Origin of the sequence: Flavobacterium sp. 22659 (genome assembly GCF_052044235.1) — a bacterium.
Classification (GTDB): Bacteria; Bacteroidota; Bacteroidia; order Flavobacteriales; family Flavobacteriaceae; genus Flavobacterium; species Flavobacterium johnsoniae.
The window spans coordinates 120830-134731 of sequence record NZ_JBQEMU010000010.1 but is presented as its reverse complement, the minus strand read 5'-3'; the positions used below and the strand labels follow the sequence as shown (position 1 = coordinate 134731).

Annotated in this window: 7 protein-coding genes; 4 read left to right on the top strand and 3 right to left on the bottom strand. The window is 33.8% G+C overall.

The window, feature by feature from the left end; all coding sequences use genetic code 11:
* Positions 1-120: 120 nt before the first annotated feature.
* From ACTJIW_RS12280 to ACTJIW_RS12270, 3 genes are all read left to right on the top strand, one after another.
* Positions 121-5220 carry a translocation/assembly module TamB domain-containing protein gene (locus ACTJIW_RS12280; RefSeq protein ID WP_440714363.1) on the top strand — a complete coding sequence of 1700 codons (5100 nt, stop codon included), beginning with the start codon at positions 121-123 and terminating at the stop codon, positions 5218-5220.
* Entirely contained in the window at positions 5204-7522 is a 2319-nt protein-coding gene (gene tamL, locus ACTJIW_RS12275; protein ID WP_440714362.1) for a translocation and assembly module lipoprotein TamL, read from the top strand. The genes ACTJIW_RS12280 and tamL overlap by 17 nt, the downstream gene beginning before the upstream one ends.
* Positions 7523-7731: 209 nt before the next feature.
* On the top strand, positions 7732-8361 hold the full coding sequence (locus tag ACTJIW_RS12270; RefSeq protein ID WP_440714361.1) for a DUF4230 domain-containing protein: 630 nt from the start codon (positions 7732-7734) through the stop codon (positions 8359-8361).
* 168 nt (positions 8362-8529) lie between these two features.
* Here ACTJIW_RS12270 and ACTJIW_RS12265 read toward each other — a convergent pair whose 3' ends face one another.
* The 3 genes from ACTJIW_RS12265 to ACTJIW_RS12255 all read right to left on the bottom strand — a co-directional run bounded on the left by ACTJIW_RS12265 (position 8530) and on the right by ACTJIW_RS12255 (position 11356).
* Positions 8530-10287: an aromatic amino acid hydroxylase gene (locus ACTJIW_RS12265; protein WP_440714360.1), complete on the bottom strand. Its 1758-nt coding sequence runs from the start codon at positions 10285-10287 to the stop codon at positions 8530-8532.
* A gap of 139 nt (positions 10288-10426) precedes the next feature.
* Positions 10427-10870 carry a hypothetical protein gene (locus ACTJIW_RS12260; protein WP_440714359.1) on the bottom strand — a complete coding sequence of 148 codons (444 nt, stop codon included), beginning with the start codon at positions 10868-10870 and terminating at the stop codon, positions 10427-10429.
* Positions 10871-10945: 75 nt separating this feature from the next.
* Entirely contained in the window at positions 10946-11356 is a 411-nt protein-coding gene (locus ACTJIW_RS12255) for a group III truncated hemoglobin (RefSeq protein ID WP_073410893.1), read from the bottom strand.
* Positions 11357-11740: 384 nt separating this feature from the next.
* On the opposite strand from ACTJIW_RS12255, the gene ACTJIW_RS12250 reads away from it, so the two are divergent.
* On the top strand, positions 11741-13888 hold the full coding sequence (locus ACTJIW_RS12250; protein ID WP_440714358.1) for an RICIN domain-containing protein: 2148 nt from the start codon (positions 11741-11743) through the stop codon (positions 13886-13888).
* The last annotated feature ends 14 nt before the right edge of the window (positions 13889-13902 follow it).

Here is a 13902-nt window from a genome sequence, read left to right as displayed (position 1 = left end):
GAAATTTTAGAATAATTGCTAATAATTATGTAAATTGTTAAAGGTTTAAAATCTACATTTTTGTAAGATGTATAACCCTGCTTTTTTCAGAAGTAATTAAATCCTGTATTTTATTGACCTATGAATAAGAAACCCATTCATTATTTAAAAAAAACACTTCGTGTACTGGTATGGTGCGTGGTTTCTGTAGTGGCACTTTTATTGCTTCTTATTATATTAATTCAGGTTCCATCGGTTCAAAATTTCGTTAAAAATAAAGCGGTTACTTATCTTCAGGATAAAATAAAAACCAAAGTTTCCTTAGATTATATTTCTATAAAATTTCCAAAAGACGTAGTTCTGGAAGGTTTCTATTTTGAAGACCAAAAGAAAGATACTTTATTGGCTGGTAAACGTTTAGAAGTTGATGTTGATCTTTTTAAACTCGTAAGCAGTGAACTCGAAATCAATTCTGTTTCACTTGAAAACGTAAAAGCAAATATTTCCCGAAACAAAAACGGTGTTTTCAATTTTGATTACATCATAAAAGCATTTGAATCTAAAGAACCAAAAGTTGAAGATCCTAATGCAAAACCATTCAAAATATCAGTTGTAAAAGTAAATCTGGATAACATTAAATTTAATTTTAAAGACGATTATGCTAAAAATGATATTCGGGTAAACCTGACACATTTCGATACTAAATTCAAGGAATTCGATTTGGATAACATGAAATTTAATATTCCGAATATCAATCTTGATGGATTAAAACTGGTTTTAGATCAGGATGTTGTCGAAAAAATAGCCGAAGTTTCGGTTGAAACTGTTGATACTATTTCAAAACGTCCGGATTTCAATTTAAATCTTAAAAAAATCAGTCTTTCAAAAATTGATATCCTTTACGATAATAAAGATTCAAAATTAGATTCGGGAATAAAACTTGGAAACCTGAATTTATCCGTTAATGAAATTGATTTAAACAAACAGTTTTTAGATTTCGACACTTTCGAATTAAAAAATCTTAGCGGTAACTTGCGATTAGGGGCAAAAGACAAACAAATCAACGCACCAAACTTAGACACAACCGCAATTAAACAAGCAGGCTGGAAAGCCAGGCTCAACAAAATTAATATACAAAACGTAGCTTTTAAATTTGATGATATGCAGTCGAAACCCACCGCAAAAGGAATCGATTACAGCCATTTAGATTTGAGTAAATTTAATTTTGAAGCCGAGAAATTATATTACGGAAATGATACAATTTCGGGAAATATAAAAAAGCTGACCGTTAATGAAAAACGCGGTTTACAGATTCAGGCTCTAAAAACAGATTTCTTTTACGGGCCTAAAAATGCGTCTTTGGATAACTTGTATCTAAAAACTCCGCAGACATTGGTGCAAGATAAAATAAAAGCCGAATATAAATCGCTTGCATCACTTCAAAAAGAGTTAGGAAATCTTGCTGTTGACGCCAATTTGAAACAGTCTAAAATTGGATTCAAAGACATTTTATTGTTTGTGCCCGATCTTCAAAAAACAAATCCGTTTAAGAGTAATCCAAATGCGATTTTGTATGTGGACAGCCGTGTAAGCGGAAAAGTAAAAGATTTGAATATTGCAAAATTCGAAATGAGCGGTATTGGTACTACAAAAGTTTCCCTTTCGGGGAAAATAACCGGACTGCCTGATGCCGAAAAAGCGTATTATGATTTGAATATTAAAAAAATTTCGAGCACATCAAAAGATATCAATATGTTTGTGCCGGCTGGAACTATTCCTAAAAACATTCAATTACCCTCACAATTAAATCTGCAGGGAAAATTTAAAGGTTCGGTTCAAAACTTTAAAACCAATTTAGCTTTAAACAGCAGTTTTGGAAACGCAAAAATCGATGCACTATTCGACCAGAGAATCAAGAAAAAAGAGAAATACGATGCCGAAGTATATTTGCTGGATTTTGATTTGGGAAGATTAATCAAAAATGATTCAATTGGAAAAATTACACTTAAAGCAAAAGTCAAAGGAAATGGTTTAGATCCTAAAACTGCTAATGCTGTAATAGACGGTCTGGTTCAAAAAGCAGCTTTTAACGGCTATACCTATAGAGATTTAGCGTTAAAAGGAAACATTGCAAACGGTTCATTTGCTGTAAAATCCGGAATGAAAGATCCAAACCTCAATTTTGATTTAACAGCCAGCGGTGACACAAAAGACAAGTACCCAACTGTAAAATTAAAACTGAATTTAGATATTGCCGATTTAGAAAAGCTGAATCTGCATGCGGGACCAATGAAACTTCGTGGAAATATAGATGCAGATATTGCCAACAGTAATCCTGATTTTTTAAACGGGAAAGTATTTTTGTCTAATGTTCAGATTTTACAAGATGCTGAGCCAATCGTTCTGGATTCTGTTCGTGTAATTGCGTTTTCAGATAATACCCGAAATAATATTAAAATCTCATCTCAGTTTTTAAAAGCCGAAGTCGACGGAAAATATAAATTAACCACGCTTGCCGATGCAGTTAAAAAATCACTATCGAAATATATTGATTTAAAAACGCCAAAAGCAAAAGCAGAATCTGATGAACAAAGACTTGCATTTACATTAACAGTAGACAACGATCCGATTCTTTTTAAATTGATTCCGAAACTAACAGGGTTAGAACCAATTAAAATTACCGGAAAGTACAATAATGCAACAGATTCTTTAGAAGTAAGAGGAACTATACCAAGAATTACTTATGGAGACAACACAATCTCTGACGGGAAAATAAATATCGAAGCCAAAGAAAATGCTTTAGAATATTCTATTTCTATTGCCACAATAGAAGGTGGTTCATTGAAAATACCGTTTACCACTTTAAAAGGCGATGTACAAAATAATACTTTGACTTATGCTCTCGAAGTTCAGGATGCCAAACAAAAACAGCAATATTATGTAGCAGGAGAATTTAAAACAGAAGATTCTAAAAACATTGTAAAACTCAATGCCGAGAACTTTGTTTTAAATTATGATAAATGGAATCTTGATCCGGAAAACGCCATTGAATTTGGAGAAAAAAGATTGTATGTAAACAAATTCAATCTCAACAATAACGGAAATGAATTAAAAGTCCAGTCGCAGGGAACGCAGGATAATGCGCCTTTACAAGTTGATTTTGTAAACTTCAAAATAGAGACTATTATGAATATGGTCAAAAAAGACGAAGTTTTAATGCAGGGTTTAATTAACGGAAATGCTCTGGTCGAAAATGTAATGACAAACCCGACTTTTACATCAGATTTAAAAATTGATGATTTTGCGTTTAAAGGAGAAAAAGTAGGCGATTTAGAAATTAAAGTAGACAACAAAACTGCTAATACTCTTGCCGCAAATGTAACTTTAAGCGATGAAGGAAATGATCTTAAACTAACAGGAGATTATCAGCTTGATGCCGGAAATTTTGATTTTGATATCGACATCAATAAACTAAATATAAAAAGCATTCAAGGCTTTACAATGGGCAATATTACCGAAGGAACGGGATATTTATCAGGAAATTTTAAAGTAACCGGAAATACTTCGCAGCCAAAAATTAATGGAGAATTAAATTTTAACGATACTGGTTTTAGAGTAACACAGCTCAACTCGTATTTTAAAACTAAAAACGAAAAAATCACTTTTAGTAATGAGACAATTACATTTGATAAATTCTCTCTTTTTGATGAAAACGACAATGAATTATATGTAAACGGAAATATAAAATCGCCTGATTTTAGAAAATACAATTTCGATTTAGTTGTCGAAGCCGATGATTTTAGAGCCATAAATTCGAAAGCAAAAGACAATGATTTGTTTTATGGCGATTTGTTTTTGGATACAAAACTGAATATCAAAGGAAATCTGGACAGTCCTGTTGTCGACGGAACGCTTAAAATTAATAAAGAAACCAAATTTACGGTTGTCCTGCCGCAGTCAGATCCTTCAATCGCTGATCGTGAAGGAATTGTTGAGTTTGTGAATGAAGATAATATGTATTTGAAACAAACGGTCGACTTGCAGAATAAACTCGATCAGTCTGAATTAAAAGGAATGGACGTGAATGTTGCCATTTCGATTGATAAAGAAGCAGAATTGACCTTACTGATTGATAAGGCAAATGGCGATTATTTAAATTTAAAAGGTGAAGCAGAATTGGTGGGCGGAATTGACCAATCAGGAAAAACGACTCTGACCGGGAAATATGAGTTTTCTGATGGTGCTTATGAAATGAATTTTAACGGAATAAAAAGGAAATTCGATATTCAAAAAGGAAGTTATATTACCTGGAATGGCGAACCAACAATGGCTAATTTAAATATTACAGCTATTTACAAGGTAAATGCGGCACCAATTGATTTACTTGGAAATCAGTTATCAGGAATGGAACAAGCGGTTCAGAATACCTACAAACAAAAGCTTCCGTTTCAGACTTTATTGAAAATGAATGGAGAATTGATGAAGCCTGAAATTTCATTTGGAATTGTATTACCGGAAGGGAATTATAATGTTTCGACAGATGTGGTTACAACAACACAAAATAAATTAAAACAGCTCGAACAAGATCCTGCAGAATTAAATAAACAAGTTTTTGCACTTTTATTATTAAACCGTTTTGTTGGTGAAAATCCGTTCGCGAGTCAAAGTGGCGGCATAAGTGCTGAAACAATGGCGAGACAAAGTGTTAGTAAAATACTTTCTCAGCAATTAAATAACCTGGCAGGAGAATTAATTACAGGATTTGAAGTCAATTTTGATTTAGAATCGTCTGAAGATTACACTTCGGGAACCATGCAAAACAGAACCGATCTGAATGTGGAGGTTTCTAAAAAACTGTTGGACGACAGATTAAAAGTAACCGTTGGAAGCAGTTTTGGAGTAGAAGGAGCAGAGCGCGCCAATGAAGAAAGCACCAATATTGCCGGTGATGTTGCTTTAGATTATCAATTGACAAAAGACGGACGTTATATGGTTCGTGCTTATAGAAAAAATCAATATCAGGTTGCAGTAGAAGGGCAGGTTGTAGAAACAGGTGTTGCTTTTATTATCACGATGAGTTACAATAAATTCAGAGAACTTTTCCATCGCAGTGAAAAAGAAAAAGAATTGATTCGAGAAGAAAAGCTTCGAAAAGAAAAGGAAAAACAGAAAAAAAAGGAAGACAAAGAGAAGGAGAAATTGCAGGAAAATCAAATTGAAGGAAATGAACAAAAAACATAATCATATAAATAATCATTTTATAAAGTATTTTGTACTGCTATGCCTGTTTTTTGTTTTTGGATGCAGTAATACAAAATATCTTCCGGAAGGCGATTTGCTTTATACGGGTGGTTCTGTAAAAGTGAAAGATTCTATTATGAAAAAGAAAGATAGAAAAGCACTGCAAACCGAGCTGGAAGGTCTTCTTCGTCCAAAACCAAACAAAACATTTTTAGGATTACGTCCAAAATTATGGTTTTATAATATAGCAGGCGAACCAAAAAAACAAAAAGGATTTAGATATTGGCTTCGAACCAAGGTTGGAGAAGAGCCTGTGCTTTTTAGTAAAGTCGATTTAGATTATAATGCATCGGTTTTACGAAATTTTACTGAAAACCGTGGTTTTTTTAAAACACGCGTAAGTGCCGATTCTACCGTTCGAAACAAAAGAGTTACTGCCGAATATACAGTTACGCCCAGAAAACAATACAAAATTAAAAGCGTTATTTTTCCCGATGATTCACTCGCAATGTCCAGAATTATAGGAAGATCAAGCCGAAGAAGCCTGCTTAAAGTTGGAAATCCGTATGATCTGGATGTAATTAAATCCGAAAGAGAACGAATCGACGCCAGATTAAAAGAAAAAGGTTATTACTATTTTAACCCAGATTATCTTTTAGCAAAAGTAGACAGCAGTAAAGGCGATCACGAAGTCAATATTAGACTGGTAATAAAAGACGATACACCTGTAAAAGCACTTACGGCTTATAAAATTGATAAAATCTATGTATATCCCAATTATTCGCTGAACAATGACAGCATGGTTTACAGGAAAAAAAATATTCAGCAGTATAAAGATTTTACAATTATAGATACTGCCGAAACTTTTAAGCCCAGAATTTATGACCGTACAATCTATTTTAAAAAAGGGGATTTGTATAATAGAAAAGATCACAATCTAACCTTGAACCGATTTGTAAATCTAGGAACTTTCAGTTTTGTAAAAAATGAATTTAAACCGTCAGATAGTATTAAAAATGCTTTGGATTCCTATTATTACCTCACACTTCTTCCTAAGAAATTTATTCGGGTTGAGGTTTTAGGAAAAACCAATTCAGCAAGTTATACAGGAACAGAAGTAAATGTAAACTGGAATAATCGTAATTTCTTTCGCGGCGCAGAATTGTTCACTTTCTCAATTTTTGGAGGTGCCGATTTTCAGTTGGGTGGTGTAAACAAAGGTAAAAACATCTATAAACTTGGAGCCGAAACCAGTTTAACCTGGCCAAGATTCATTACGCCTTTTAATATTGAAGGAAACAGCGAATATGTACCAAGAACCAAAGCAACATTACGTTATGAATATCAAAAACGTACACAATTGTATGCTTTAAATTCCTTTAATACCTCATTTGGATATTTATGGAAAGAAAACATTCGCAAAGAACATCAATTGAATGTAATAGATGTAACTTATGTAAGTCCAAATCATGTTACGCCAGAATATTTAGAAGATATTCAGGAAGATCCTGCTTTAGGAAAAGTAATTGAAAAACAATTGATTTTTGGCCCGACCTACAATTACACGTATACTAATACAATGCAGAAACGCCGAAAAAACACCATATATTTTAATGGCGAATTAGATCTGGCAGGAAACATAACGGGATTAGTAACCGGTGCAGATTATCCAAATAATGTAAAAACCATATTTGATGTTCCGTTTAGCCAATATGTCAAAATCAAATCAGATTTCAGACATTATTTAAAGTTAGGAAAAGAAAGTGAACTCGCCAGCCGATTAATCGTAGGAGCCGGATTTGCGTACGGAAATTCGAATACACTTCCTGCTTCAAAACAATTTGTGGTGGGGGGAACCAACAGTATTCGAGCTTTCAGAGCAAGAACTTTAGGGCCGGGAAGTTATGTGATTCCAGAAACGACAACAAATATTAATTACACACCAGATCAATCAGCCGATTTAAAATTGGAATTCAATACAGAATATCGTGCAAAATTGTTTAGTATTGTGAGAGGCGCTGTATTTTTAGATGCAGGTAATATTTGGCTTTTACATGCCGATCCGGACAAACCCGGTGCCGAAATTTCAAAAGATTTCATGAAAGAACTTGCCGTTGGTGCAGGAGTAGGCCTGCGTTTTGATTTATCATTCCTGATTTTAAGAACAGATTTAGCCATGCCGCTTCGAAATCCTGCTTTGCCAGACGGACAAAGATGGGTAATTGATGATATTAATTTTGGAAGCAGTTCCTGGAGAAAAGACAATCTGATTTTGAATATCGCTATTGGATATCCGTTTTAAGTTTTCGTCATTTTTTCCGCCACGAATTCACGAATTTTCGTTAATCTATACGGATACTTATAGTTGAATTTCTCAAATTTTAATTTGTGAAATTGAAAAAATAATAGACAAAGTGATTTGCGAAAATTCGTGAATTCGCGGCGGAAAAAGAAACAATTTCGTGGCTAAAAAAGAAAAAAATGAAGTAAATTGGTCTAAAATATTTTAGAATGCAAAACTTGATCAAAAGAATTATAGGTATTGGAGTTGTTGTTTTATTAATTGTTCTGGCTTTTAAATATTGCCAGTTTAAGAAAGAAGACGACTCTGATATTCAGTACAATACTAATTTGATTCAGCAGCAGATTTTAAATGTTGGAAAACTAGTTGTTACCGAAGGACATTTCTCAGAAGTCATTACCTATAAAAATCAGCAGAAATATTTGATGGACATGATTTCTTTTGAGAAAAAAGCACTTATTGTAGTTAATGCCAATGTAACCGTTGCCTACGATTTGCATAAAATGAAATACGATATCGACGAAAAAAACAAAACAATCACGATTCTAAATATTCCAAAAGAAGAAATCACAATCAATCCTGATATTCAGTTTTATGATGTAGAACAAAGCAAACTGAATCCGTTTACAGGAGATGACTACAATAAAATCAACAAATCAGTAAAAGCCAATCTGGCGAAAAAAATCGACCAGTCAACGCTAAAAACAAATGCCCAAAATAGATTAATAAGCGAATTGTCTAAAATTTTAATACTGACCAATTCAATGGGCTGGAAATTGCAATACAACGGAAAAACCATTGAATCAGAAACTGAGCTGAATCAGGATTTGAAATTGTAATTTTTAATATTCTAAGGTTTTTTGCCCACAAGTTTAACCGATGAAACGGGTTTCCACTGGAATTTGTTTAAGTTTTAATAGGCATTAATAAAATATGCTTTGCAACTTTGTAAGATTTAAAAAAATCTGTGTTTATTAGCTTAAATCAGTACAATCAGCGGGCAATATTTATACAGCTTCTTTATCAAAAATCAAATCCAATCCGCCGGAAATCAAATGCGCAATTTCTGGACGTTTTTCTTTCAGCTGGTCTAAATGAACCAAGACTTCCTGTAAAAGTTGTTTTTCATCAGAATCCTTTAAAAGTTCTGCGATTTCAACAGACAAAAGCCAATCGTTAGAATGATTATTTTTTAAATTTTCAAAAACAGATTTAAGTTCCGTTTTAGAGCCTTTATTCTTTCTGATATCTCTTACTTTTGCGTACAAATTCTCTAATTCGTCGCGCTCTTCAGTATGCTTTGCTTTAATAGTTTTTGTAGACGGAACAATATTAATTAAGTCAAAACTATTTACATCAGCAGGACCGGAAAAAGCAGAAATCACTTTTTTCCCAATTGCCATATCATAATTTCCCCATTCAGGCTGAAACAAAATGGTTTCGCCATGCGTTACAGTACAATTTCTAAAACTGATTAAAATAATTTCGCCGTGTAAGTTTCGCGATCCGGTGATAATTTCACCTTCTACAATAATATTCCCTTCAAACTCCAGTTTTACGGTTTCGTTTTCAACAATACTGTAAGCCTGTAAATCCTTTGGACTCATATCTTCAATAGCCAGGTTAAAACCTTTCAGTTTTCCAATCGGACTTCCAAATCCGTGCGGATGCGTTAAAGTCCCGTGACCTACTAATTCTTTTTCTCTATATGATAAAGCTGTTTTTCCAGTTGTTTGAATGTAAACCGGTTTTCCCTCTTCTTCAATAACATTCGTAAAAACTCCTGAAATTTGTAAACCTGTACTCAATTCAATTGTGCCCAGAGCATTGGATTGAATTAGTTTTTTTATTCCCGAAAGTCCTCCGGTACGAAGTGCCATTTTATTGGCAAATTCTTCTAAAACTAAACTTAAATAAGAAAAAGTAGGAGTTACATAAAGTTGCGGCTGTAACTGTGTAATGTCAAAATTCTGATTTGCAGCCGAAATATCATAAGGGATTTTCTTTACATTATCAGTCATGCACCAAGCACTTTCGCCAATTGAAGAAAGTAATCCGGCGCCGTATATTTTAGGGTTTTCAATCGTTCCAATCAAACCATATTCAACCGTCCACCAGTGAAGGTTTCTAATTTGAGCCATTTCAGACAATTCGCCCATATCATTTTGCAAATCAGCCACTGCTTTTTCAGCTTCGTCGATTTTTTCCTGCGGCGTATCTTCTGCTTCTTTTAAAATCGAAAGCAGTCGGATTGCCTCATACATCTGATAATCTTTATGAGATGAAATTGCTTTGCACCCAATTTCACCAAAACGTCTTAAATATTCAGCATATTCAGGATTTGCAATAATAGGAGCGTGGCCGGCACCTTCGTGAATGATGTCTGGAGCAGGTGTATATTCAATATGTTCTAATTGTCGAATGTCTGATGCAATAACCAAAACATTATAAGCCTGAAACTCCATAAAAGCATTTGGCGGAATAAAACCATCAACAGCAACCGCAGCCCAGCCAATTTCGGTTAAAATACGATTCATTCCGTACATACTCGGAATAGAATCGATTTCGATTCCCGTTTTGCGTAAACCATCTAAATAAGAGTGATGTGCAACTTTTGAGAGATAATCTACATTTTTGCGCATAACATATCGCCAAACCGCCTGATTAATTGGTGTATAATCACTATAATCCTGAGGTTTAATAAATTGCTTTAAATGTTTTGGCAATCGTTCTAATAACGGATTGGTTTCTATAGATGCATTCATTTCGAAAACGTTGTAGATTAGAATGTAAAATTACGAATTTAGACTCCTAATTTTTGCATTTCATCACAAAATTTTTATTCGAAACTGATTTTTATTGCGTTTTTGTAGATTTTAGATCGTTAACAGAAAAATAGAAATTTTAGCAGTCGTTATTTTCAAAACTTACTCTTTCCAGTGTTTGTTCGTAGTTTTCAACCTCTTTTTTAGTCATTGAAACTTCTTTTAAATCGATTTTTAACTGCTTTTTAGTATCGGGACTAATCCATAAACCAGAGAAAGTATTTCCAGTTTTCTTTAAAATCAAAACACCACTGAAACCATGTTCAACCATAATGAATTCATTTTCAGCTTTTCTGTTCTGTGTAATATCCAGATGAAGCCATTTATTTGATTTATAACGGTATATTGCTACATAACTTAAATCAGCCGTACATTGGTTTTCTGTTGCTTTAATATAAAAAGTAACTGGCGTTTTTCCATCAACCGTTCCTTTATATAAATTAGAAAAGGGCGCTTGTGATTGTGCCGTTAATTGGTTTATAAATGTAAAACAGATAATAACAAATGAGAATGCTTTTTTCATAACTAAGAAATATAGATTTGGGTTTAATTCATTTAGCCAAATATAAAGTTCTGTTTGTTATTTGAAAGAAATTTTCTAAGATTTTTTTGCAGCATTTCTCATTTCATTCTCAGCATTCCTGAAATATTCAATTTTATGACTAAACATAAAAGCCATGTTTGTGGCACGCATTTTTGCTTCTTCGGTAATTACACCTGCAAATTGAGCATCGATTGTAGTATTAAAAATGGCAATCCAGCGGTCAAAATGCGTTTTGTCAACAGGCAGTTGTTTGTGAGGCGGAAAAGGAGTTCCGGAATAAGCACGAACATCAAATAAAATAGTCTGCCAGAATCCGTACATTTTTTGCAGATGAGGTTCCCAGCGGTCTTGTAGTTTGTCATTAAAAATTGGGCCTATTAGATCATCTTTTCTAACATTGGCATAAAAGCTGTCAACCATTTGTTTGATGTCTTCTAAGGTTGAAATATCTTTAAGTTCTGACATGATTCACTGTGTAAAATTGAAATGCAAAAATACGCCATAACTCCAAGTTTGTTCTATGATATTTGTCATTTGTGAAAATTTTATAACATCATAAAATAGGCTGCATATCGATTAAAGAATTCATTTTTAGAATATTCTAATCAATGTAAAAAATAAGATTAGTTATTTTATGATTTTTAAAATATTAAATATTTGATTTTTAGGTATTTGTGAAAAATGAAGATAAGTTTTTGTTAAGTTAATTTTTACAAATGATGTGTATTTGTAAAGTTTAAAATATATCGATTTCGTGAAAATTGAATTAATTTCGATGCGTTTTAATAAAATTAATCATAATAAAATGAGAAAAATTTAACTATCTACAAACCTCAAAAACCACAAAAAATGCACAAAACTACTCAAAAACCTACAAATCGAGTGAAAAGCATAATGCAGGTCATTATCATGCTTTTATGTATTAATGTAAGCGCCCAGACTGTTACACCTTTTATAACGTCTGGCGATCAGACAAGACTCTTGCAGCAGCAAGGTACAGTAAATTTCGGAGCCAATTCAGGGACAAATCCCTCAACCGTTACGGTTAACGCAGGAACTACTTACCAGACAATGGACGGTTTTGGTTACACACTTACCGAAGGAAGTGCCGAAGTAATCAGCGGAATGGCCGCAACACAGCAAAATCAATTGTTAAACGATTTGTATAATCCAACTACAGGATTAAATGCAAGCGTAGTTCGTATTAGTATTGCAGCTTCAGATTTAAGCAGTTCTTCTTATAGTTATAATGAAACTTCCGGCGATACCAACATGAACAATTTTAGTTTGAACGGACCGGATCTAACGTATTTAATTCCAATTATTAAAAAGATCCAGCAGATCAATCCAAACATTAAAATATTGGCAACACCATGGTCAGCACCCCGCTGGATGAAGACTAACAATTCATGGGTAGGAGGAAGTCTGCAGACACAATATTATGCTGCTTATGCAAGATATTTTGTAAAATATCTTCAAGCTATGCAGGCACAGGGAATTCCAATTTGGGCAATTACCCCTCAAAATGAACCTGAAAATCCGCATAATGAACCAAGTATGCTGATGAATTCTACAGAACAAAAGAATTTTATTAACCAGCAGCTTGGGCCTCAAATGGCATCAGCGGGTTTTGGAAATGTCAAAATTATAGCTTTTGATCATAACTGCGACAATACAGCTTATCCAATCGATGTATTAAACAATAGCAGTTATGTTGACGGTGCTGCGTTTCATTTGTATTTAGGAAATATTTCTGCAATGTCAACTGTAAAGACTCAAACAAACAAAAACGTTTATTTTACAGAACAATATACAGGTTCGGGAGGCAGTTTTAGCGGCGATTTTGGCTGGCACATGCAAAATGTAGTTATTGGAAGCACCAACAACTGGTCTAAAACAGTTTTAGAATGGAATGCTGCCAATAATTCTAGTTTAGGGCCGCGCACACCAGGCGGATGCAACACATGTTTAGGTGCTATTACGGTTAATAACAGTACGAGTTATACCAGAAATGTGGCGTATTATATTATTGGTCAAATTTCTAAATATGTAAAACCGGGTGCAGTAAGAATTGGTTCTTCGAGCACAAGCGGCAGTATTTTATCAGTTGGATTTAAAAATCCTGACGGATCTATCGCTCTTGTAGTATATAACACTTCCGGATCATCAAATACAATAAAAGTGGTTTCGGGTTCATCAGCGTTTAATTATGCAGTTCCGGGTTCATCAGCAGTTACTTTTACCTGGGGAGCAGGAACACCGCCTCCAACTGGTTTTCCGGGATATTATAATATCATTTCAAGAAACAGTAATAAAGGACTTGACGTAGCAGATAATTCAACAACGAGCGGCGGAAGAATTCAGCAATATGATATAACTAACGGCGGCGGAAATAACCAGCGTTGGAGATTTGTTTCTGACGGAGCCGGCAATTATTATATTATAGTAAAATCAACCGGAATGTATCTGGCAGTTGAAAATAATGGAACAGCAAATGGACTAAAAGTACAGCAGAGAACTTTCTCTAATTCTAATGAATTTAAATGGACGGTTGAAAGTCTTGGCGGAGGATATTATAAAATTACGAATGTAAATACAGGTAAGTCTCTTGATGTTGAAAGTGTATCTACAGCAAATGGAGCTAATATTCAGGTTTGGGATTATACAGGAGGATTAAATCAGCAATGGCAGTTTGTTCAGGTTGAGTCTACGGCAAAAAAAGCGTTATCTGTAAACCCTGAAGAAAATGAAAATACAGCTGATATGGCTGTTTATATTGATGAAGTAAGCGATCATTTAAAAATTGAAACAAATCACGAAGGCAGTGCCGATGTAGAAATATTCAATATCAACGGACAAAGCGTGTTAAAACGAAATGTAAATTTTGTAAAAGGAAATCTTTCTGAAATTGAAGTTTCGAGACTTCTAAAAGGAGTTTATATTGTGAGAGTAAACGATGGTGCAGGGTCTTATTCTAAAAAAGTATTAAAACAATAATTATCAATTAAGGG

Excerpts from the sequence above, each read along its gene's own strand:
- ACTJIW_RS12280 (WP_440714363.1), top strand. The coding sequence starts at position 121 with ATGAATAAGAAACCCATTCATTATTTAAAAAAAACACTTCGTGTACTG.
- tamL (WP_440714362.1), top strand. The coding sequence starts at position 5,204 with ATGAACAAAAAACATAATCATATAAATAATCATTTTATAAAGTATTTT.
- ACTJIW_RS12270 (WP_440714361.1), top strand. The coding sequence starts at position 7,732 with ATGCAAAACTTGATCAAAAGAATTATAGGTATTGGAGTTGTTGTTTTA.
- ACTJIW_RS12265 (WP_440714360.1), bottom strand. The coding sequence starts at position 10,287 with ATGAATGCATCTATAGAAACCAATCCGTTATTAGAACGATTGCCAAAA.
- ACTJIW_RS12260 (WP_440714359.1), bottom strand. The coding sequence starts at position 10,870 with ATGAAAAAAGCATTCTCATTTGTTATTATCTGTTTTACATTTATAAAC.
- ACTJIW_RS12255 (WP_073410893.1), bottom strand. The coding sequence starts at position 11,356 with ATGTCAGAACTTAAAGATATTTCAACCTTAGAAGACATCAAACAAATG.
- ACTJIW_RS12250 (WP_440714358.1), top strand. The coding sequence starts at position 11,741 with ATGCACAAAACTACTCAAAAACCTACAAATCGAGTGAAAAGCATAATG.